The sequence below is a fragment of the Nocardia sp. NPDC050713 genome, from assembly GCF_040654315.1.
Lineage (GTDB): Bacteria > Actinomycetota > Actinomycetes > Mycobacteriales > Mycobacteriaceae > Nocardia.
This window is the reverse complement of record NZ_JBFAHS010000004.1, coordinates 1-21,344: the sequence shown is the minus strand read 5'-3', so window position 1 is coordinate 21,344 and position 21,344 is coordinate 1. Positions and strand designations below refer to the sequence as shown.

General features: G+C 64.5%; 18 protein-coding genes. 13 read left to right on the top strand and 5 right to left on the bottom strand.

Features of this window, described 5'->3' with window-relative positions; all coding sequences use genetic code 11:
• The first annotated feature begins 158 nt into the window (after positions 1-158).
• The 7 genes from AB0H49_RS09150 to AB0H49_RS09120 all read left to right on the top strand — a co-directional run bounded on the left by AB0H49_RS09150 (position 159) and on the right by AB0H49_RS09120 (position 9,976).
• Positions 159-1,718 carry an NAD(P)/FAD-dependent oxidoreductase gene (locus AB0H49_RS09150; RefSeq protein WP_357249120.1) on the top strand — a complete coding sequence of 520 codons (1,560 nt, stop codon included), beginning with the start codon at positions 159-161 and terminating at the stop codon, positions 1,716-1,718.
• Positions 1,711-2,682, top strand: a complete 972-nt coding sequence (locus AB0H49_RS09145) for an alpha/beta hydrolase (protein ID WP_357249117.1) — start codon at positions 1,711-1,713, stop codon at positions 2,680-2,682. The genes AB0H49_RS09150 and AB0H49_RS09145 overlap by 8 nt, the downstream gene beginning before the upstream one ends.
• The gene (locus tag AB0H49_RS09140) at positions 2,679-4,013 is read left to right on the top strand and encodes an FAD-binding oxidoreductase (protein WP_357249114.1); all 1,335 of its coding nucleotides are present in this window, start codon (positions 2,679-2,681) and stop codon (positions 4,011-4,013) included. The genes AB0H49_RS09145 and AB0H49_RS09140 overlap by 4 nt, the downstream gene beginning before the upstream one ends.
• A 66-nt stretch (positions 4,014-4,079) precedes the next feature.
• The gene (locus AB0H49_RS09135; RefSeq protein ID WP_357249111.1) at positions 4,080-5,501 is read left to right on the top strand and encodes an FAD-dependent oxidoreductase; all 1,422 of its coding nucleotides are present in this window, start codon (positions 4,080-4,082) and stop codon (positions 5,499-5,501) included.
• A 9-nt stretch (positions 5,502-5,510) separates the two neighbouring features.
• Entirely contained in the window at positions 5,511-6,941 is a 1,431-nt protein-coding gene (locus AB0H49_RS09130) for an aminobutyraldehyde dehydrogenase (RefSeq protein WP_357249108.1), read from the top strand.
• A 240-nt stretch (positions 6,942-7,181) separates the two neighbouring features.
• Positions 7,182-8,525, top strand: coding sequence for a 4-aminobutyrate--2-oxoglutarate transaminase (gabT, locus tag AB0H49_RS09125; protein ID WP_357249105.1), 1,344 nt, complete (start codon positions 7,182-7,184; stop codon positions 8,523-8,525).
• Complete coding sequence (locus AB0H49_RS09120) at positions 8,522-9,976, top strand: NAD-dependent succinate-semialdehyde dehydrogenase (protein WP_357249102.1); 1,455 nt, start codon at positions 8,522-8,524, stop codon at positions 9,974-9,976. The genes gabT and AB0H49_RS09120 overlap by 4 nt, the downstream gene beginning before the upstream one ends.
• 444 nt (positions 9,977-10,420) lie before the next feature.
• On the opposite strand, the gene AB0H49_RS09115 is transcribed toward AB0H49_RS09120, so the two are convergent.
• A complete protein-coding gene (locus AB0H49_RS09115) occupies positions 10,421-11,284 on the bottom strand; it encodes an SDR family NAD(P)-dependent oxidoreductase (RefSeq protein WP_357249099.1) in 864 nt (287 codons plus the stop codon).
• 101 nt (positions 11,285-11,385) lie between these two features.
• Here AB0H49_RS09115 and AB0H49_RS09110 point away from each other — a divergent pair, with 101 nt between their 5' ends.
• A complete protein-coding gene (locus AB0H49_RS09110) occupies positions 11,386-11,967 on the top strand; it encodes a CGNR zinc finger domain-containing protein (protein WP_357249096.1) in 582 nt (193 codons plus the stop codon).
• On the opposite strand, the gene AB0H49_RS09105 is transcribed toward AB0H49_RS09110, so the two are convergent.
• On the bottom strand, positions 11,924-12,367 hold the full coding sequence (locus AB0H49_RS09105; RefSeq protein ID WP_357250049.1) for an SDR family NAD(P)-dependent oxidoreductase: 444 nt from the start codon (positions 12,365-12,367) through the stop codon (positions 11,924-11,926). The genes AB0H49_RS09110 and AB0H49_RS09105 overlap by 44 nt on opposite strands.
• A 182-nt stretch (positions 12,368-12,549) precedes the next feature.
• On the opposite strand from AB0H49_RS09105, the gene AB0H49_RS09100 reads away from it, so the two are divergent.
• From AB0H49_RS09100 to AB0H49_RS09080, 5 genes are all read left to right on the top strand, one after another.
• Positions 12,550-12,873, top strand: coding sequence for a helix-turn-helix transcriptional regulator (locus tag AB0H49_RS09100; RefSeq protein ID WP_357249093.1), 324 nt, complete (start codon positions 12,550-12,552; stop codon positions 12,871-12,873).
• A complete protein-coding gene (locus AB0H49_RS09095) occupies positions 12,836-13,372 on the top strand; it encodes a hypothetical protein (protein ID WP_357249091.1) in 537 nt (178 codons plus the stop codon). Before AB0H49_RS09100 ends, AB0H49_RS09095 begins: the two co-directional genes overlap by 38 nt.
• Before the next feature lie 187 nt (positions 13,373-13,559).
• A complete protein-coding gene (locus AB0H49_RS09090) occupies positions 13,560-14,978 on the top strand; it encodes a DUF4365 domain-containing protein (RefSeq protein ID WP_357249088.1) in 1,419 nt (472 codons plus the stop codon).
• A 610-nt stretch (positions 14,979-15,588) separates the two neighbouring features.
• Positions 15,589-18,333 (top strand): ATP-binding protein, encoded by a 2,745-nt coding sequence (locus AB0H49_RS09085; RefSeq protein WP_357249085.1) that lies wholly within the window; start codon positions 15,589-15,591, stop codon positions 18,331-18,333.
• Positions 18,334-18,561: 228 nt separating this feature from the next.
• Positions 18,562-18,855 carry a hypothetical protein gene (locus AB0H49_RS09080; RefSeq protein WP_357249083.1) on the top strand — a complete coding sequence of 98 codons (294 nt, stop codon included), beginning with the start codon at positions 18,562-18,564 and terminating at the stop codon, positions 18,853-18,855.
• A gap of 459 nt (positions 18,856-19,314) precedes the next feature.
• On the opposite strand, the gene AB0H49_RS09075 is transcribed toward AB0H49_RS09080, so the two are convergent.
• The 3 genes from AB0H49_RS09075 to AB0H49_RS09065 form a co-directional block, all read right to left on the bottom strand.
• The gene (locus AB0H49_RS09075) at positions 19,315-19,764 is read right to left on the bottom strand and encodes a hypothetical protein (protein WP_357249080.1); all 450 of its coding nucleotides are present in this window, start codon (positions 19,762-19,764) and stop codon (positions 19,315-19,317) included.
• A 17-nt stretch (positions 19,765-19,781) separates the two neighbouring features.
• Positions 19,782-20,276: a DUF6301 family protein gene (locus AB0H49_RS09070; RefSeq protein ID WP_357249076.1), complete on the bottom strand. Its 495-nt coding sequence runs from the start codon at positions 20,274-20,276 to the stop codon at positions 19,782-19,784.
• A 266-nt stretch (positions 20,277-20,542) separates the two neighbouring features.
• Positions 20,543-21,142 (bottom strand): hypothetical protein, encoded by a 600-nt coding sequence (locus AB0H49_RS09065; protein ID WP_357249073.1) that lies wholly within the window; start codon positions 21,140-21,142, stop codon positions 20,543-20,545.
• Positions 21,143-21,344 lie beyond the last annotated feature (202 nt).

Here is a 21,344-nt window from a genome sequence, read left to right as displayed (position 1 = left end):
CTCCCAGTTCCGTCCGGTGAGACCCACCACGCACCCACCAACGGTGTGCACTGTGCACCTGTCCAGGTCTCAGGTGGGGGCACGGCGCTGTAGTTGGCGACGCAGAGCCGCGGGGAAGGTGGGTTAACGCCTAACCAACGGAAAATGGGGTGAATGTGATGAACACGTCGACGATCGTCAACGAAGAGTTCGACATCGTGATCATCGGTGCCGGAATCTCGGGAATCGGCGCCGCCCGCTACGTCACGAAAGCATTCCCGAACAAACGCGTCGTCGTGCTGGAAAGCCGCGACAATATCGGTGGCACGTGGGATCTGTTCCGCTACCCCGGTATTCGATCTGATTCGGATCTGCACACCTTCGGCTACGAATTCAAGCCGTGGAAGGACAGGGCCGCGATCGCGGACGCCCCACTCATCCGCGACTACCTGCGCGAAACCGTGCAGGAGAACGATCTCCAGAAGCTGATCCGCTTCCGACACCGAGTGACCTCGGCCGACTGGTCCACGACCGAGGCGGCCTGGACACTGCGGGTCCGGATCGACAATGGCGACCACTCGATCACCCACCAGCAGATCAAGGCGAACTGGGTCTTTGCCGCGACCGGCTACTACCGCTACGACGAAGGCTTCACCCCGCATTTCGAGGGCCGTGACGACTTCGGCGGCGACATCCTCCATCCCCAGCACTGGCCGGAGGGCTACGACTACGCCGGCAAGAAAGTGGTAGTGATCGGTAGCGGCGCCACCGCGATCACGCTCGTCCCGTCGATGGCCGCGGGCCCGGGCGCGGCCGAGCACGTGACCATGCTCCAGCGCACCCCGACCTACGTGATGTCGCTGCCCCGGGTGGACTCGCTGGCGCTGACACTGACCAAGCTGTTCGGGGAGCAGCGCGGCTACGCGCTGACCCGGTTCAAGAACATCTGGCTCGACCGTGGGGTTGTGAAGGGCCTGCGCATGTTCCCCCGGGCCGGGCGTGCGCTGATCCGCCGCGTCAACATGCGCCTGCTGCCGAAGGGTTTCGACGTCGACACCCATTTCAACCCGCCCTACGATCCGTGGGACCAGCGGCTGTGTCTGGCACCTGACGGCGACTTCTTCGCCGCGATCCGCAAGGGTGATGCCTCGGTGGTCACCGACAAGGTCGTGCGATTCACCCAGACCGGCATCCTGCTCGAATCCGGTCGTGAGCTGCCCGCCGACGTCATCGTCACCGCGACGGGGCTGAACCTGCAGCTACTCGGGGGCATGGACTTGCAGGTCGACGGCACTCCGGTCAACCTCGCCGAATCGATCGCCTACCGCGGCATGCTGCTCTCCGGCGTCCCCAACTGGGCGATCGCGGTCGGGTACACGACCTCGTCGTGGACGCTGAAGATCAGCCTCATGTGCCGCTACTTCTGCGACCTGCTCGCGCACATGGACAGCCACGGTTACGACACCGCGGTCGCGGTGGCCGAGCCCGGCATGCAGACCCGGCCTGTGCTCGACATCAGTGCCGGCTACGTACTGCGGTCCCAGCACACCGTGCCCCGTCAAGGAACCGAGCTGCCCTGGCGGATGGGACTGTCCTACCCCGAAGACGCCAAACTGCTGCGGGGTGCGCTGTTCGACGAAAGCTTGCACCTCAGCGCCAGCACCGACCAGCCCTTCGCTGGCGACACATCCACTCTCGGGCAACTGACCGGCGCGGCACAGGAATCCGGCAATGTCTGACCAGTCCGAGGTGAGCACGGATCAGTTCACACGTCTGCCCAGCGGCATCCGTGTCTGCTATCGCGTCGACGGTCAGCCAGGCCAACCCGCGGTCCTGCTCCTCGGTGGTCTCGGTGAAGACCTGACCATGTGGTCCCAGCAGTTCGTGACAGCGCTCGTGTCCCGCGGCTTCCTCGTCATCCGGACGGACAACCGGGACAGCGGTCGGTCGACCTTCGTCTCCGATCCCGCCCCGGGGGTCCTGCGGCTGGCCTCGTCGCGCCCCCGCTCGGATGCCTACACCCTTACCGATTGCGCCACCGACTGCGCATACCTGATCGAGCACCTCGGTGTCGGTCCGGCTCATCTGGTCGGGCGATCGATGGGAGGCATGATCGCGCAGACGGTCGCCGCCGCATTTCCCACGCACGCAGCGTCATTGACCTCGATCTACTCGACAACGGGCAACCCGGCGGTCGGGCGAGCATCGCTGAAGACGACCTTCATCCTTGCCACTCAGTCGCCGAAGACGAAACCGCAGGCGATCAAGGCGCACCTTCGCCTGACCGCCAACTTGGCGGGCGCGGGGTATCCCATTGATGAGTTCGCCGAGGCCGAGCATGCAGCTACCCAATGGGACAGAACAGCCGGTGACGGCGCTGCCGGGATGCAACGCCAGCTACAGGCCATCCTGGCGTCCGGCGACCGCACCGCCGAGCTGCGCACGATCCAGGTGCCCACGCTCGTCATCAACGGCGAACGTGACCCCCTCGTCGACCCCTCCGGGGGCGAGGCGACCGCGGCCGCCATTCCCGACTCCCGCCATCTCGTCATCGCGGGAATGGGCCACCACATCCCGGACTCGCTGGCCGACTTGATCGTCGAGCGCATCGCCGCGCACATCGACAAGCACTGCGCCACACGGAAGCCACCACAGCGTCGTCGACGCACCACTGCCACAAGGCGATCTGGAGGAAACCGATGAACAAGACCACCGATACCCGCGCCGACAACGGGATCGAGTACTCCTCGTTCAGCGGCTGGATCGAACGGCCTACCGACTTCGCCCCACCGTTGGAAGGCGGGATCACCGCGGACGTCGTGGTCGTCGGCGGCGGGTATCTAGGTATGGCTACCGCCTTGCGCCTCGCCGAGCGCGGCGTCGACGTCGCACTGCTGGAATCGGAATTCTGCGGGTGGGGAGCGGCCTCACGCAATGCCGGATACCTGACCAATACCCTGGCCGGTGACGCACAGATGCTTGCTGCCATGCATCCCTGGCGCCTGCGCCGGGTCATCCAGTTCGCCGACGGCTCCGTCAACTATTCCGACGGGCTGATCGATCGGCTCGGCATCGACTGTGACTACGAACGAACCGGGAACGTGATCGCCGCCGTCACCCGGGGACAGCTCAAGCGATCACGATGGAACGCCCAGATCCTCGCCAACGCTGGAGCCGACGCCGAATTCGTCGACGGCAAAGAGTTCGGTCTACCAACAGCCTTTCTCGGCGGCATCTACGAGCGCCCGGGCGGACTCCTCAACCCCGGCAAATACGCGCGAGGCCTCCGAAGCGCACTCCTGAACTCACAGGCCAAAGTCTTCGAACACAGCCCGGTCGGATCGATCCAGCCCACGAGCACAGGCGTTACGGTCACCACCGCGAGGGGGCGTGTCCACGCCGAGCGCCTGGTGATAGCCAACAACGCTCATTCCCGGGACCTGGCCATCTCGCCCCGGAACATGACCGCGCCGCTGTGGGTCACCCTCGTCGAGACCGAACCGATCGACCCCGAACGGCTGCGCGAGACCGGGTGGACGAGCAGGGTCGGAATCTCAACCCACCACCTCGTCCTCGAGAGCTTTCGTATCACCCCGCGCAACACGATCATCTTTGGTGTCCGCCAACCCGAAACCGCCCGTGGCGTTCTCGGCGCCCGCACTCCGGACCCCGGCGTGGTTGCCGATCTGGTACGCGGATTCCGTGCTCGTTTCCCAACGTTGCACGATGTGGCGCCACAGCGTGCCTGGGGCGGGTGGATCGCGATGACGGCATCGTGGTTCCCGGTCGCCGGCGAAGCCGACAAGAACATCTACTACGCCGTCGCATGCAACGGTCACGGGCTGGCACAGGGCCCCTACCTGGGAAGCCTGCTCGCCGACCGGCTCTGCGGCGACGAGGTTTCCGACGACCTCCAGGCAGTGTGGCGCGCCCGGCCACGGTTCGCTCCCTCGCCTGCTTCCAGCCCAACGGCAGTTCGTGCGGCGTGGAGGCTCGATCGATTCTCCGACCTCCTCGACCGCCGCGTGCGCTGACAGTATTCCGCCGGCCGCACAGGCTCCGGCGCACTCCACGCTTCCGATAGACAAAGGAGTCACACCATGAGCGAGCAACTGACAGCCGACGTCGTCATCGTCGGTGCCGGGGTATCGGGTCTCACCGCAGCCCGCCGACTCCACCAAGCCGGACATTCCGTCGTCGTGCTCGAAGCCAGTGACCGGGTCGGCGGCCGCACCCTCAACCTCGATGTCGCCCCCGGGGTGATCACCGAGGGCGGCGGGCAGTGGGTCGGACCCGGCCAGGACCACGTGCTGGCGCTGCTGGACGAACTCGGCCTCGACACGTTCAAGACCTACGTCGAGGGCAAGTCGATCTATCTGCGTAAAGGCAAGAAGAAGCTGTACGAGGGCACGATCCCGCCGTTGAACCCGATGGTGCTGGCCGACTACGCCCAGATGCAGCTGCGTCTCGAGCGGATGGCGAAAACCGTCCCACTCGAAGCGCCATGGAACGCCCCCGAGGCCCGCCACTGGGACAGCATCACCTTCGGCCAGTGGATCGACGCGAACTCCTTCACCAAGGAAGTCCGGCTGCTGTTCAAGCTGGCCTTCACCGTCACCGACGGCGAAGACCTGCACAGCACCTCCCTGCTGGTGCAGCTGGCCCGCATCGCCGGCTGTGGCGGGATCGAACACCTGGTCAACATCACCGGCGGCGCTCAGGAATCCCGGGTGGTGGGCGGCACCCAGCTGATCTCGCTGCGCATGGCCGAAGCCCTGCCCGGAAAGGTCGTACTCGATTCGCCGGTCTCGCAGATCACCCAGGACAGCACCGGGGTTCTGGTGTCCTCCGCACGTGTCGACGTTCGAGCCGACCAGGTGATTGTCGCGATGGCCCCCTCGGACGCCAACCGCATCCGGTTCGCGCCGGACCTGCCCACGCGCCGGGCCATGCTGCAGCGTCGCTGGTGCAACGGCACCGAGAGCAAACTGTTCGCCATCTACGATCGGCCGTTCTGGCGGGACCAAGGATTCAACGGCCAGGCCATCACCGACCTGCGGGTCGCCAACTACGTCGTCGACAACTCCCCGCCCGACGGCAGCGTCGGGATCCTGCTCACTTTCATCGGCACCGCCGGATCCGGATACGGCCTGCACTGGAGCGATGAGATCCTCGATAACTCGGAGGTGCGCCGCGCGATGTTCCTGGCCGACCTGCAGACCCTGTTCGGGCCCGAGGCGGCCCACCCGAGGGCCTATCTGGAGAAGGACTGGACGCACGAACCGTGGATCAGTGGGTGTGTCAGCTCCCGCCCGCCCGGTGTGATCACCCAGTACACAGACGCCGACCGCCGACCGGTCGGGCGCATCCACTGGGCCGGCACCGAGACCGCCGTCGTGAACCAGGGCTACATCGACGGCGCGGTGAGTGCGGGACAGCGAGCGGCCGAAGACGTCGGCCGCGCACTGTCGCAGAACACGCCGACCTCGCCCGCGATCCCGGCTACCACTGCACAACACTGAGAGGGAATCATGTCGATCGCGCTGTTGCGCAACTACATCGATGGCTCGTTCGTGGCCTCGGTGTCCACCGAGGCGATGGACCTTGTCGATCCGGTGGACGAGCGGGTGGTGGGCCGAGCACCGATCTCGACTCGTGAGGATGTCGAGGCAGCGGTCGCCGCCGCGTCACGAGCGTTTCTCACCTGGGGTAAAACCACCCCGGCCTTCCGGCAGGCGGTGCTGTTGAAACTGGCCGACGCGATCGAGGCGCACAGCGACGACATCGTCGAAGCGCAGTGCCGCAACACCGGTCAGCCGCGGGCGGTCATCGCGACCGAGGAGGTGGCAGTGGCCGCCGACCAGCTGCGCTTCTTCGCCGGAGCTGCCAGATTGCTCGAGGGAAAAGCCGCCGGGGAGTACATGGAGGGATTCACCTCCTACGTGCGGCGGGAACCGATCGGGGTGGTCGGGCAGGTGACGCCCTGGAACTACCCGTTCATGATGGCGATCTGGAAGATCGGACCGGCCCTGGCCGCCGGCAACACCGTCGTCCTCAAACCCAGCGACACCACACCCGAAAGCACCCTGGTCCTCGCCCGGCTGAGCAAAGACATCCTGCCCGACGGGGTATTCAATGTGGTACTCGGTGACCGCAGCACAGGCGCGGCACTGGTGTCGTGTCCCGCTCTCGGCCTGGTCTCGATCACCGGATCGGTGCGGGCCGGGGTCGCTGTCGCGGCCGCGGCGGCAGAGCAGGTCAAACGCGTACACCTCGAACTCGGCGGCAACGCACCAGCGGTGGTGTTCGCCGACGCCGACATCGACAAGGCGGCAGCCGGCATCGCCGAAGCGGCCTTCTTCAACGCCGGACAGGACTGCACCGCCGCAGCCCGGGTCCTGGTCCACCACAGCGTCCACGATCAGCTCGTCGAGACGCTGGTGAAGAAGGCGGAGACCCTGCGGCCGGGACTGCCCGAGGACCCGAATGCCTTCTACGGCCCGTTGAACAACATTGACCACTTCACCACGGTCACCGACAAACTCGATGCGCTGCCGTCGCACGCCCGGATCGTCACCGGCGGCAAACGTGTGGGAGACCAGGGCTACTTCCTCGAACCCACCATCATCACCGGTGTCGATCAGCACGACGAGATCGTGCAGCAGGAGACCTTCGGGCCGGTGCTGACCGTGCAGTCCTTCGCCACCGAGTCCCAGGCCATCGACTACGCCAACGACGTGCACTACGGCCTGGCGTCGAGCGTGTGGACTCGCGACCACGGCACCGTCGAACGACTCACCCGGGCACTGGACTTCGGCGCGGTATGGGTGAACTGCCACATCCCGCTGGTCGCCGAAATGCCCCACGGGGGATTCAAATACTCCGGATACGGCAAAGACCTCTCCGCCTACAGCGTCGAGGAGTACACCCGGATCAAGCATGTGATGAGCACCCTCCACTGACACCTGGACAGCCCGGCCCCCGTGGCGTCCGCTGCGCAGGCAACTCCAGGGCAGGGCTTACTCCACGAACCACTCGAATCACATTGGTGTGGAGCAATTTTCGAACCCCGGCACCTGAGACACCCCGGTATCCGGCGCCGGACCGTCCCCGCGCGAACCATGTGCAGGTTCCGAGGCGAGGACAGACCAGTGCCGCGCAGCGCCGCGGCGCCCTCCGATCCATTCACCTGGAGTTATCTGATGACCGATATCGCCTATCGTCTCGCGCAACAGCGCTCTATTGTCACTGCGTTGCCTGGGCCGCGTTCTGCCGCACTGGCACGGCGGCGCGGCCAAGCCGTCGCGGCCGGGGTCGGTTCCGCGGCGCCGGTGTATGCCGCCGACGCCGATGGCGGGGTGATCGTCGACGTCGACGGCAACTCCTTCATCGACCTCGGCTCGGGGATCGCGGTGACAACCGTCGGCGCCGCCAACCCGGAGGTAGCCGCCGCGGTGGCCGAGCAGGCCCGCCGCTTCACCCACACCTGCTTCATGGTCACCCCGTACGAGGGTTACATCGAGGTCGCCGAACAGCTCGCGGCCCTGACCCCTGGCGCATACGACAAGCGCACGGTCCTGTTCAACTCCGGCGCCGAGGCCGTGGAAAATGCCGTCAAGGTGGCGCGGCTGGCCACCGGCAAGACCGCGGTCGTCGCCTTTGACCACGCCTACCACGGCCGCACCAACCTGACCATGGCACTGACCGCGAAGTCGATGCCCTACAAGGCCCAGTTCGGGCCGTTCGCGCCCGAGGTCTACCGGATGCCGGCCTCGTATCCCTACCGCGATGGGCTGACCGGGGACCTCGCCGCACGCCGCGCCATCGAGCAGATCGACAAGCAGATCGGCGCCGAATCGCTGGCAGCGATCATCATCGAACCGATCCAGGGCGAAGGCGGCTTCATCACACCGGCCCCGGGTTTTCTTCCCGCGCTGGCGGATTGGGCCAAGCAGCACGGTGTGGTGTTCATCGCCGACGAGGTGCAAACCGGTTTCGCACGCACCGGCGCCTGGTTCGCCAGTGAGCATGAGCAGATCGAGCCCGACATCATCACGATGGCCAAGGGCATAGCAGGCGGTATGCCCCTGGCCGCGATCACCGGCCGCGCCGAACTCCTGGATGCGGTACACCCGGGCGGGCTCGGCGGCACCTACGGCGGCAACCCGGTGTCCTGCGCGGCCGCGCTGGCCACCTTGCACACGATGCACGATCTCGACCTGCCGGCCCGGGCGCGGGCGATCGAGCACGCGATCAAGCCACGTTTGCAGGAATCGGCCGTTCGGACCGGAGTTATCGGCGACGTTCGCGGCCGCGGCGCGATGCTGGCCATCGAGATCGTCCACCCCGGAACCACCGATCCAGACCCCGACCTCACCAAATGGATCGCGGCCGAATCCCTCGCCCAGGGCGTGGTTCTGCTGACCTGCGGCACCCACTCCAACGTGATCCGGTTGCTGCCGCCCCTGGTGATCAGCGACGACCTGCTCGACGAGGCCATCACCGTGCTCGACGATATCCTGCGCGCAGCGGCAGGCTGCCGATGACCGACATCGACGCCCTCCTGGCCGCGCTGCCGACCGACCTGTGGATCGGCGGGCACCAAGTTCCGGCCTCCAGCGGGTCGAGGTTCCCGGTCCACAACCCGGCCACCGGAAAGGTTCTCGTCGAGGTAGCTGACGCCGACCCAGCCGACGGCGCGCAGGCCCTGACCATCGCGGCCACCACCCAACCGGCGTGGGCCGCGACCCCGCCACGCCGCCGCGCGGGAATCCTGTACCGAGCATGGGAACTGGTGACAGCACGCCGACACGACTTCGCACTGCTGATGACCCTGGAAATGGGCAAGCCACTACCCGATAGCTACGCCGAGGTCGGCTACGGCGGTGACTTCCTGCGCTGGTTCGCAGAGGAAGCCGTTCGGATCAACGGCCGCTACACGCCCTCCCCATCGGGGAACGGGCGAATCCTGGTGACCAAACAGCCCGTCGGCCCGACCTTGGCGATCACACCGTGGAACTTCCCCTTGGCTATGGGCACCCGCAAGATCGGCCCCGCGCTCGCTGCCGGCTGCGCGATGGTGGTCAAACCCGCCTCCGAAACGCCGTTGACCATGCTGCTGCTCGGCCAGATTCTCGCCGAGGCCGGTCTGCCGCCCGGTGTCCTGTCGATCCTGCCGACCTCGCGACCAGCGCAACTGACCGACCCGATGCTGGCCGACTCGCGGCTGCGCAAGCTCACCTTCACCGGATCCACCGCAGTGGGCAAACACCTGCTCGCCGGCGCGGCCACCTCGGTACTGCGCACCTCGATGGAACTCGGCGGCAATGCGCCGTTCGTTGTGTTCGCCGACGCCGATATCGACGCCGCAGTCGAGGGCGCGATGGCCGCCAAGATGCGAAACACCGGGCAGGCATGTACCGCCGCGAACCGCTTCCATGTCGACAACGCGGTCCGCGACGAATTCACTGCCCGCCTCACCGAACGCATGCGTGGGCTCACCGTCGGCCCTGGCCACCTCGACGGCGTGCAAGTCGGCCCGTTGATCACCGAAAAGCAGCGACACGCGGTCGACGAACTGGTGATCGACGCCGTCACCAAGGGCGCGGTGATCACCACCGGCGGCGCCTACGCCGACGGCGACGGCTACTTCTACCTCCCGACCGTGCTGACCGACGTCAGCGCCGATGCGCGCGTTCTGCGTGAAGAGGTATTCGGACCGGTCGCCGCTATCACCGGCTTCGACGACGAGGACCAGGGCATCGCCGCCGCCAACAACACCGAATACGGCTTGGCTGCCTACATTTACACCCGTGACCTGCACCGGGCGCTGCGAGTGTCGGAGGCAATCGAAGCCGGTATGGTCGGCGTGAACCGCGGGATCATCTCCGACGTCGCTGCCCCGTTCGGCGGAATCAAACAATCCGGCCTCGGCCGGGAAGCCGGCAGCGAAGGCATCGACGAATACCTCGAGACCAAATACGTTGCGCTGCAATAGGCCTACCGGCTCCGGTCCCGATCCGAGGCTTGCAGGGCGATATTCCCCGATACTCTCGGCCTGGCGCAGGAGCACGGACCTCGCCCGCGGCGCTGAGGTTGAGAGACCAGACCGCCTGGTCATCATCGCCCTCGCGGCGATGTAGGAAGTCGGTCAGTGGATTCCGGGCGTGGTGGGTGTTGTGCGACATACCTTCGCAGTGTGTGGTCGAGAGACATTGGCCTCTGGCTGTGCCAGATGGTGATGTCAGTGCCGAGCCCGCGCAGGCTCACTGCCCGCGCCCTGCGGGGTGCCGCGAGTGGGGCGGGGTTCGCAACCCCGCCCCACGCGGAGGCCGCTCCGGGCTCTATGCGCAGCGGCTCATGCCGCCGGCCCTATGGGACTGGGGCTGACCGGCTACTTCGCCGACCACATCGGCATCCTGCGACAGCCCGCGGGGGTTGTCTACCCGGTGTGGACGTGAACGCCGGGCCCGGCGTCGACCAGGTTAGTGAGGGTGGCCCATTCGTCGAGTTCGGCGAGGCGTGCGGTGAGCGCGGCGCGCATACTGTCGGCGCCGGCGATGCCCAGGGCGAGGCGGCGGGGCGGGTTGTCGCCGGCCACGGCTGTGCGGATGGCGGCGGCCACGCGATCGACGCCGGAGAACGCCGAGGCAGGCAGCGCTTGGATCGCCTGCAGTAGGGCGCGCACTGTCTGGTCGTAGTCGGCGTGGGTTGCTGTAGCGGTGTCGAGGTTGGACAGGAAAGGTGTTGCGGTGAGGCCGGGCTGAACGAGAGTCACGCGGATTCCGAGGGGCGCCACTTCGATTGCGAGCGCGTCGGAGAGCCCTTCGACGGCGTACTTGGTGGCTGCGAGCAGCCCGACGCCTGGATCTGCGGTCTGACCGTAGTAGGACGAGCCCTGCAGGATGTGCCCGGACCGCTGGCGCCGCAGCACCGGCAGCGTCGCGCGCAGCACGTTGAGTACGCCGAAGACGTTGGTGTCGAAGATCGCCCGTGCCTGCGTGTCGGCTGCTTCCTCGACCGCCCCGAAGAGTCCGTAGCCGGCAAGGTTGGCGACGATGTCGATGCGGCCGAAGCGAGCCACGCTCTGCTCGACCGCCTTTGCCACGGCTGTTTCGTCGCGCACGTCTGCCTCGATCGTGAGCAGTCTGTCGGGTTCTCCCAAGTCACCGAGGGTTTCGGTGTGTCGAGCCACCGCGACCACAGTTTCTCCGGCCGTTAGCGCCTGAACTGCGAGCTCGCGTCCGATGCCCGAGGAGGCGCCGGTGATGAACCAGATCGGGGAGTGTTTTCCAGCATTTGTCATGTTGCGAGCGTAACGGCTTAGCCCGCAACGTTTCAAGTAGTTTCAGTGCAACTGTTGTGATCAACTGGGTTAGCCGCTTGTCGCGTTGGTATCGTGGGGGAGTGGAGGCGACGCGTGAGGCACCGAAGTGGAACGAGGATGTCGCTGCTCTGGTGTTGCAGTTCGTCAACACCAGAGCCGACGGCGCGGGGCGTGTCGAGAACTTCGGCACTGCTTCGGGATTCGCGGACTGGGCGATCGTGCACGGCCTGCTCGACGCCGCCATCGTGGTGACCGACTCCGACGCGGCGGCTGCGCGGGAGCTTCGCGACGCATTGGTCACGGTGCTGCTGACACACTCGGGTGATCCAGATGTCGGTGACGCCCAGGTCGCCGAGGCGGAACGGTATCTGCTGCAGGCCGGTGTGCGCTATCCGCTCACAACGGTCGTCACCGCGGAAACGGCACAGCTCGTCGCCGGATCGACCGGTGTCCCTGGCGTTTTGGGTGCCGTTCTGGCCGCGGTGACCGAGATGGCGCAGCGCGGGGACTGGATGCGGCTCAAGGCATGCTGCAATCCGCCGTGCCACTTCGGCTTCATCGATCGCACCCGCAACCGGGCGGCGCGCTACTGCAGTCCGGGATGCGGATCGCAGGTGTCTATGCGCGCTCTTCGGCAGCGCCGCAAGCACGCCAGCTCCTGAACGGCCCGGTCCACCAAACCGCCTCGACGCGCAGCAACTCGGCCGAGCCGCCCAGGAACACCTGGAATTGACTCCCAGCAAGCGTTTTAGCCGACGACGAGGCGTCGCGTGAAACCAGAGGGACGCCCGTCACCGCGGCCCGGTTGCGCGAGGTGGGCGAACCCGCCCTCGCGGATGATTCGCTTACGCTGGCTGGGGGTCGGCATGATCGTGCGTGCAGGGTCCGCGACAGGTGCGTCACGTAGGCCTTGGTGCCCGAATACACCGCGAAAGTCGGGAACAGGTTCTGCGCGGCGATCGAGGACGTGTTGACCAGGTCGGCCACGCCCTTGTCCGCGGCCGCGGCGATCAACTGCGGTAGGAACGCGCCGATGGCATTCATCAGGCCGGTCACGTTCAGGTCGATCTGCCGCTGCTACTGATCGACCGGCAGCTCCTCGACGGGAGCGGGCAGATCGGCAGAACAGCCGGGGTACGCCGGGTGCAGGGTCTGCGTCGCGAGGAAGTCGCCCAGCTGGCCGGGGTGAGGTATCGGTTACACACTCCTACTGTCCGACTGAGTGAACCCTTCGAGGGGGCTCGATGACCGACGAGCATCCGGCCGAGCTCGGCGACTTTCTCAGGGCACACCGCTGTCGCTTGCAGCCTTTTGATGTTGGTCTGCCTGGGGATTTGATTCCGGGGCGCAGACGAACCCCGGGCCTGCGTCGTGAAGAAGTTGCTGAGTTGGCCGGGGTAAGTCTCACTTGGTATACGTGGCTGGAGCAAGGCCGCAAGATCGCGGCCAGCCCGCAGGTGGTGGACGCGCTGGCGCGGGCGTTGCTTCTGGAACCGGTCCAGCACAGGCAGTTGCGCAGGCTGGCGGGTCTTGCCGATCCGGTGGTGGAATATCAGGTGGGGGGATGAGATCGCGCGTTTGCAACGGTTGGTCGACTCGATGTTTCCGACCCTGGCCGTGGTGCACGATGCTCGGTTGGATTACGTCGTGTGGAACGGTGCGTTCAGCCGGATCAGGACCGACCCGGCCGCGCTGGCGCCCGAGCGCCGGAATCTGTTGTGGTGGATGTACACCGACGAACGTAACCGTGCCATGATGCAACGCTGGGAAGCCGCCGCACGCGCGATCATCAGCCAGTTCCGGGTGCTGCTGGGTAACAGTCCCGGCGACCCACGCCTGACCCGGGTAGTGACCGAATTGAGCGACGCCAGCACGGAATTCCGCACCTGGTGGTCGGAATATCCGGTACAGGACTTCCAGCCCACCACCATCGGCATCGACCACCCCGAGGTAGGGTCGCTCGACTTGGAACTATTCCAGCTGCGGCTGATCGAGAACCGGAACTGCTGCTTGTCGTTCAGCTTCCGGCGACTGCCGACGACCGCGAACGTATCCACGCCTACCTGAACACGTAAAGTTCGAAGACAGTGGCCCATGGTCCTAACGGTCCACAGGCGCTATCGGATCGCACGCCCACTTCGCCCGTGGGGGTGCAGAGGCATGCGTACTAATACGGGGGAGATGTCCGCTGCACACTCCTCGATAGGTCCCCTAGCCGTTATCCTCCGAACGCGCCCAACCAGTCGCGGACCATGTGGTCACCGCGCACCATGATCCGGAGGGTTCGTTGCCGAAGGTGCCTGATGCTCGCAAACATAGTCGTGCGGCGGTCAACGCGCTGCGGACGCTGCTGGAGCGACACAATCACATCGTTCAGGAGGTCGATGGCCAGAACGACTTCGGCGAGGACCAACACGTCACGCTCACCGAGGATGGTGAGGTCACCGGCGACCTGGTCAAGATTCAGGTCAAGGGCGGCCGTTCGTGGCGCAGGTCCGACGGGTACGCCGTGCCGATCGGCGACCACGGCGGCACCTGGGCCGATGGCAACATCCCAGTGCTCTGCGTTGTGCATGATCCGGACACCGACGGTCTCTACTGGGCCAATGCCACCAAGCAACTGCTATTGGCAAGGCGCGAAGGTGAAATGCTCAAGACGATCACTATCAACTCGGACCAGGTGTTGGATGACGAATCCATAGCTGACTTCGTTTCCGAGGTCAGAGCCTACCTGAGCCGCTATCGGGGCAACCGGATCATCCAGGCCCAGTTGGGTGAGATGGCGGGCGTCGAGTTCGGTCCATCGGACATCGTGCAGCACCACGTGAACGTGTTTGGCGAGGATTTGATCTTTTGGCAGCGCCGAGTTGAGGGATTCGCGACTTTGCTCCACAGCGACCTCGACTGGTATCCGCAGCACATCGGCCCTGAGCACTTCCATCCCAACGGCCGACCAGGTCTTCTTCCCGGCATGTCCGTAGTGGCGGACAAGATGCTGAGCAAGGCCGAGGCGCAGTGGCTGGCGGCCTGTTTCGACGCCGCTCAGTGGGCTCGCAAACCTGCCGTCGACAAACCGTCGCTTCACACCAACATCGACGCACGTGACAACTACGTGGCCAGGCGAATTGAACACCGTCTTCGGGTCGAACCCGATGCGTTGCATCGGTCGATCCAGGCACTCCGCACCGAAACCGCGACCGACCACGATCTGGCTGCCACCGCCACGAAGTTGGAGTCGGATGCTGACGCAAATGCCGAGGCGCTCTCGAAACCGTGGAACGAGATGTCGGACAAGGCGCGCCGTCTCGTCACGTTCTACCTGGTCAAAGAAGTGCACGTGGGTTTACCTGCCCTGCCGATCGACGAGCAGTTCCGGATCGTCTGGCGATGCCCCCGGCCGACCGGGGAATACGGTTTCGATGCGCGGGTCGGACAACCGAGTACTCGCATGACGTCGAGCCGACAGTTGGTCAGCGCATTCGAGCTCAGGCCGGGCGACAGAATCTACTGGCTGAGCCGCTATGGGAACGAACGGGGCCGGAACGTGTCGGCTGTCTGGGATTCCGAAGACAAACCTGGAACCGTCTGCGTTCTGTTCGATCAGCTGACGTTGGCAGACACCTTCTGGCCGGAGGAGTTCTTCGTCCGGAAGGCGTCCACCGAGCCGCGGTGATGGCGCAGCCAGCAGACTGCCTTGGCTTGTCCTGGGATGACCTGTCTGCGCGCGATGACCTCATCTCGGTGAGCTCTTATGCCGACAACCGCCCGCCCGAAAACAGCGGCTCGCCTGATGTGGGTAGCGGGGTGTTGCGATCACGGGTGATGTCCGGCACCCCTTAGGGATTGTCCCAGCTACGGCCATAGGAGTGTGGAGGTGGTACCACTCCTCGGGGTGACATCTTGGTTACGCACTCCTTGATGTGTCCGCATGCGTGGCGTCTGGCGTCGACGGCTGACCAGTCGAGATCACGGGTGGTCACGACGGGACTGTGCGGGTCTGGGGCCCCGAAAACCGGTCAGGTACCCGCGGTCCTTAACGGCTGCACCGCTTCGGTACCGGCAGTGGACACCATGCGGTTCGGACAAGCGCCACTTCGCAATTCGCGAACGGCCACTTGCAGACTTTTGGCCATCTGCGGTGGGTGTGTGCTGCGACCGAGGCGTGGTGGGCGCGTAACGTCCTGGTGCCTGTCAGCGACGGAGGGGCAAACGCACGGTCGCACCATATAGGTGAGTTGGGGCGTAATCGAAGGTGCGGACATATCCGGGGAGACGGAGGCAAAGTGACGAGTGACGGTGGCGCTGTCGCGGCGTTTGGATTCCGATTCCAATATCTTGTCACGGTCGAAGAGTTCCTTCGCACCGTGACCGACAACTCGGGTGACCCGGGTGCTCTCGTTCTGATCGTAGAGCCGACACGACACGACATCGGTGTTGGCAACGACGACGACGTCATCGACTTTGCGATCGAGCGCGATGGACGAGTCGAACGCCATGTGCAGGTCAAATCGTCCGTGGTGCCGTCCGAGTCGAACACACTCGGATATGCCGACGTCGAAAAGATCTTCACCAGAATGGGCAGCGAGGGGGAGGAGGCAGCCGTCCTGACGAACAGGCCGTTGGCGCCGAAACTCGTCGGCGCCTGCGGCGCAGCGTCGATCTCGGCGGAGGGCAGACTGATCTACCCTGTCACAGCCTCAGAACTCACACAGGGCGCGCCGTCGCCGCGCAGGATGGTCATGCGGGATGGTCGCGGCACTGCGGCAATCAAGGAATCGATTCTGGCTTTGATCCGTGGGATTCGACGCGACAGCGCCCTTGGCCAAGGCGAGAGTAGTGCCGGGTTGCTCGCCGCGCTGCTTATGGACGCTGTGTTTGATTCAGCCGCGGACCTAGCCGCACGGCGGATCAGCGGCGCTGACATCGTCGATCTGCTATGCATCCCGGACGCACAGGTTGCGCACGCGCTGCGCCGCTTCGACTGGGGTGTGCCGTTGCTCGAGGTTCCACGCCTGGTATCCCCTGTGGCTCGGGCATCTGAGTTAATGGAGCTCACTGCCCTGTTCACCGACAGCGTCGCGTCACGGCGTCCGCGCGCTGCTGTGCTGACCGGTGTGACAGGGTTCGGTAAGAGCACGATCGCCGCCGATTTCTGTCACCTGAATCGGCATTTCTACGAGCACGTCTGCTGGATCGACTGCCGCACACAGGGACTGGTGGAAGCCAAGGCTAAGAGTATCCTTGTCACTCTGGGAGTCGACGTGGAAGGGATCGAAGATGTCGCGGCAACCTTTCGATCCGAGATGGCCCGCCTCGGTGGTCCGTTCGTTCTGGTCTTCGACGGTGCTCTCGCACGGCAGGAAATAGAGCCGTATATCCCGTCGAGTGGATGCGGGTTCGTCATCGTCACGTCTACCAACAGCATCGGATGGTGGAGCGCAGCAACGCAACTGCAGATCGAGGCATTTACGCAAGAGGAAGCAGTCGCCTGCTTCGAGGCCTTCGCTCAGCTCGAGTCGGATACCCACAGGCCCGCGATTATCGAGATCGTCGAGCGGCTCGGCCGGGTGCCTTTGGCGATCGCGATGGCGGCGTCGTACTTCCGTAATGCGGAGGAGGACGTCTCCCAGCTGTCGGGACAATATTTCGCACGACTCGACGCGCTGTCCGAAGCGACGGCGGTGCCCGAGGGGTACGACAAGTCCGCGTTCGCGGCGATCCGGTTCGCTGTCGCGCAGTTGGGGGTCGACTCCAGCCCCGAGCGCAGGAGTGAGACACGAGCGTTGATCTACCACGCGGCTTTCATGGCACCTGAGCTCATCCCGGTGAACCTACTCCTGCAGACCGTGTCCGAGACGACGACGATCAACCTGCTGGATCCCCCTATACCGGAAATCGCCGATCAAGCACGCCGCAACGGGGTGCTCACCAATCTCCGGACTCAATCGATCGCGAAGCGACGCCACTATGCGGACTCATCTGTGGTCGTCAATCCGGCCAGCGACACCATTAATATCCACCCACTCGTTCACGAGATCCTCCGGGAGATCCACCGGCGAAGCGCGCCGAACGAGTACGTGGTGGATCTGCTTGGGCTCCTGATGACCTGCACGATGGGATGGATCGGGGCACTCCGTCTCAAGCGTCAGTTCTTCGCCTTGGAACAGCTTATGGTGCACGCACGGTGGATTTTGGAGCTTGTTTCGACAGTTCCGCTTCCCAGCACTGCTGACCCCGGGAGGGTCTATGTATTTCGATGTGCGAGGTTGTTTCTCCGACACGAGATCGCAACCACGCACGCATCCCATGGTCACTACGACGAGAGTGTGAGCGAGATCGAGCTCGCGCTCGACGAGGTCAGCGATCTGACCTTGAGCCGTGGTGCTCAGCACCTTGCCGCTACGGCGGCGTGCGCGGCACTCGCAGACACCGTGCTGGGCAGCCTGAGCCAACAGCGCTGCGCGATGTGGGCCGATCGGGCGCTGGCGGAGTTGATCAAATTCGATGCGGTAGGCGGACCGGAACGCGGTGATCTGGTGGTCCGGCTAGCGATCCAAGCCGCGCAGTCCATCGGCCGGTCACATATCGAGCGCAAGCAGGACCTCATTGACAAGTTCGGAGAAATCGCTCGCCGTCAGCGTGTTTCGGCGGTTCCGGAGGCCGCGCAGATTGCGAGACTGCAAGAGCTTGTCGTCCGGGGTGAGTTCGCCGCGGTTCTCGAACTCGTACATCAGATGCGGGGTTCGGAGCCTTCTGCCGACGAGCAGGTCATGTACGACCACTTCGACGCCATTGCGTACCTTCATCTCGGCCGATTCTCGGACGCCGAACAGGCAATCGACCGAATCCTGCAACTTGTCGGAGGATGGTCGTACCTCCATACGTCACTAAAACTGGCAAGCAAAGCGATCGACAGGGCGTTGCGGCAGACACGACCTGAATGGCAACCTCGGTCAGCTCGACTTCAAATCCAACACGTCGCGGTGCAGCAACTCCTGGATCGCCTGTCCGCCGAGGCTGCGTCCTAGGCGCGGCTCGGCTGGCCCCACAACGGTACGGTGCCAACCATCGCCGCCGAGATCAGTCGGATGTACTTCAGCTGCGTTTCGACCGCGCGTCCTACGCCCACCTGATCGACTGACGCAACCTACACGAGGCTGTATAGCGGAGCGATTGCTTGACAGGGTGCTCCCACAACTGTCAATCGGCTGCATTCTGCCAGTCGCAAGGAGTACGGAGCCAGCGCCACTCATTAAATGCTTACCGATCGAGGTGAAGTTGATGAGGCGGAAACCTGGTACCGCCGTGCGGCCGAAGCCGGCCACCTCGCCGCGGCGTGCAACTTTGGCCGCTCTCTTCACGCCCGCGGAGAAACCGACGAGGCTGAACTTGGTATCGTCACGCCGCTGACGCGGGCGAACCGAATGCAATGCTCAGTCTCGCGGAAGTTGCCATTCTGCGAAGTTAACCTGACGAAGTGGAAGCTTGAATACAGCGCGCTGCCGATGCGGGACTTCCACAAGCGGTGCGCGCCCTCGGTATTACCTTGATCGAGTGGGACGGGCTGATGAAACCGAGACATGGAATCGGCGCGCCGCCGAAGGGAACTGAGTAACAACAAGCGCGCACCTGTCGGCCGTGCGAGGAGCTGTGGCCCACACCTGATTCCACGTCTCTGACTTCCGGAGCAAGCGTTCCTCGGCAGAACGCCTTGGCGGCAATATCGACACTAGAGACTGGCGCACAATACGTGGAAGGCCAATGGGCATGCGCAGCAACCTGAGTGGTCTCGATGAGCCAAGGCGTTGTGAGCGGACGCAGAGCGACGTCACGAACGCACCGCAATGCCGCGTTCCGCGCGGCCCGAAGCGGCCAGCGCTGAGCTATCGAAAATCAACTCGACCTACTCCTCTGGGTCGGCAGAACGCACCATCTTGCCGAGTTGCGTGCGTTTTCGTTGCTTCGGCTGAACCTTCGCAGCAATCGCGGTCTGCTTGCAGCTGTCGTGGTCAGTCCTCGACGACAGCCGTCAAGGCCGCGATGTTGAAGGTCTCGTTCGAGCCCTGGATCCAGGCATCGATGTCGAACTCGGTCGAATCGGCCACCCGTAGACCCTGACACAGCGCTACCGATACATGGTCCGCGACCATCTCGTAGGCACGGAAAGGTACGGGCCAGGCGACCAAGCGATGCCAGTTGACCGACTCCCCGTCAACCGGCCCGGCCCAACCTTGTTCCTGCAGAAGTGCTTCGACTCGCTCCGGCATCCGCCGTTCTTCGGCGAGTTGCTCATTGTGAACGATCTCGCACCACAACACGGGCGTACTCACATAGAAGCGGGCATACCGGCCATCAGAGGCGTTGAGCACCAAGTACGCCTCGGCGGGCATACACGACAAGGCCAACGCCAACCCCGCGGAGAACTCCCGCCACGCGGTATCGAGGCTCATCGCGTTCATGTCGGCACTCCCAATGCTCACCAGTCACCGGCCTCGTATCTTGCTTCGGCATCCGCAGTCGCTTGCCATTCCTGACTGATGAGGTTCAAGTTGACGGTGTCGTACACAACTTTCAGCTCGATCCACACGCGCGGATGTTCCCAACTCATCATCGCGTCTTCGCCCGGCGCCAATCGGGTGGGACTGCCCATGACCGGAAACAGTCCGTTACCAAGGGCTGCGAAGCCATCGACCAGAGATCGCTGCCTTTGTGCCCATGAAGCAGAAGAGTCGATCTTGTCGCTGACGAGCACTGACATCTTGTCGAACATTCGTTTCCGTCGAGTGACCGACGCATGAGGCCGTTGCAGCCGCAGATCCGTATGCAGGTTCGTGCGGTACTCGGTGGATTCGCCAAGGCTCCACCCCGCAACATCACAGAATCCGGGAAGATCCTTGTCGAGGTACCAAGTCCAGCCGAACTCGGCGGCCATGCGCGCGGTTCGAGCCGCGCCTTCGATGTCGACGTGCAATGAATGCTTCCTTCAGAGCTGGACTAGTCGCGCCCCGTACCGACACGACCGGTACGAACAACCCGGCTCGGGACAACACGGATGCCATGCGCGGGAATGTATCTGATCTCCCCGACACAACACACTCTCATGCCGCTGAGCGCTCGGCCGCGCTACCGGGTTCGGCGTCTCGCTGGGACGCCCCCTCATGCCGGTGAGCGCACCCCATCGTCAGTTGCTTGGCATCGAGAAGAGAGGGCGCCGTTTACAAGTCGGAGTCGACCTGGTCAGTTCCCGTCGATTACCTCGTCCAGCGCCGCACGTGCCACATCAATGAACTCGTGATGCGCGGCCATGTAGCTCAGTCCAGTCGCTTCGGCCGCCCGGGCCCGTTCATGAGCATCTTCTGCCGCAGCCGCGTGTGACTGACCAAATTCTCGAACCTCTCGGACCAAATCGGCCTGCACTTCGATCAGTTTGCGCGCTGCCTCGGCCACACTCGATGGACCTTCGAGCAAGACCCTGTTTCCGCGCTGTTCCGCGTCTTTGAACAGTTGCCGGACCTCCGCTACCCGCGCTTGCTCAAGAGGTACAGGTTCGGGCGCGGCGGCCCGGTCGCGGAAGTACAGCTGATTGGCTCGGTCTGCGGCGTCGACGGCATCAAGGAAGTCGAGGTAGGCGGACTGACGGCGTTCACGTCGCCATCGGAGATGTTCAACCCGTACTTCGAGTGCCTGAGTGTTCCGTTGGGTCAGAACTTGCTGCGCCTGCTGCCGCTCCAAAGCGGCTTGCCGGCGGTTCTCGGTGCGGGCCGCAATGATGGCCGTGAGCGAAGCTCCGAGCGCAGTTCCCAACACTCCTACGACTGCGACAAGAACACTGACCATGATCCATCAGCATGCCAAAATTCGTTGCGGCGCACAGGCAATCGTGGCCAGCCGTCGCGGCTCAGCATCCATGAACGCACTCTCATGCCGCCTATCGCGCAATCGGAGGGACTGTCGGTTTAACGGCGGATCCGACCTCGGTGTGGGTTAGTTCCCGGTCGGGTGGATCCGGCCTTCGAAGGTGATGGCGAAAGCGTTGAGG

Coding starts and splice junctions, on each gene's coding strand:
- AB0H49_RS09075 (WP_357249080.1), bottom strand. CDS start 19,764: ATGAACGCGATGAGCCTCGATACCGCGTGGCGGGAGTTCTCCGCGGGG.
- AB0H49_RS09080 (WP_357249083.1), top strand. CDS start 18,562: ATGCTTACCGATCGAGGTGAAGTTGATGAGGCGGAAACCTGGTACCGC.
- gabT (WP_357249105.1), top strand. CDS start 7,182: ATGACCGATATCGCCTATCGTCTCGCGCAACAGCGCTCTATTGTCACT.
- AB0H49_RS09115 (WP_357249099.1), bottom strand. CDS start 11,284: ATGACAAATGCTGGAAAACACTCCCCGATCTGGTTCATCACCGGCGCC.
- AB0H49_RS09140 (WP_357249114.1), top strand. CDS start 2,679: ATGAACAAGACCACCGATACCCGCGCCGACAACGGGATCGAGTACTCC.
- AB0H49_RS09135 (WP_357249111.1), top strand. CDS start 4,080: ATGAGCGAGCAACTGACAGCCGACGTCGTCATCGTCGGTGCCGGGGTA.
- AB0H49_RS09130 (WP_357249108.1), top strand. CDS start 5,511: ATGTCGATCGCGCTGTTGCGCAACTACATCGATGGCTCGTTCGTGGCC.
- AB0H49_RS09065 (WP_357249073.1), bottom strand. CDS start 21,142: ATGGTCAGTGTTCTTGTCGCAGTCGTAGGAGTGTTGGGAACTGCGCTC.
- AB0H49_RS09145 (WP_357249117.1), top strand. CDS start 1,711: ATGTCTGACCAGTCCGAGGTGAGCACGGATCAGTTCACACGTCTGCCC.
- AB0H49_RS09150 (WP_357249120.1), top strand. CDS start 159: ATGAACACGTCGACGATCGTCAACGAAGAGTTCGACATCGTGATCATC.
- AB0H49_RS09100 (WP_357249093.1), top strand. CDS start 12,550: ATGACCGACGAGCATCCGGCCGAGCTCGGCGACTTTCTCAGGGCACAC.
- AB0H49_RS09120 (WP_357249102.1), top strand. CDS start 8,522: ATGACCGACATCGACGCCCTCCTGGCCGCGCTGCCGACCGACCTGTGG.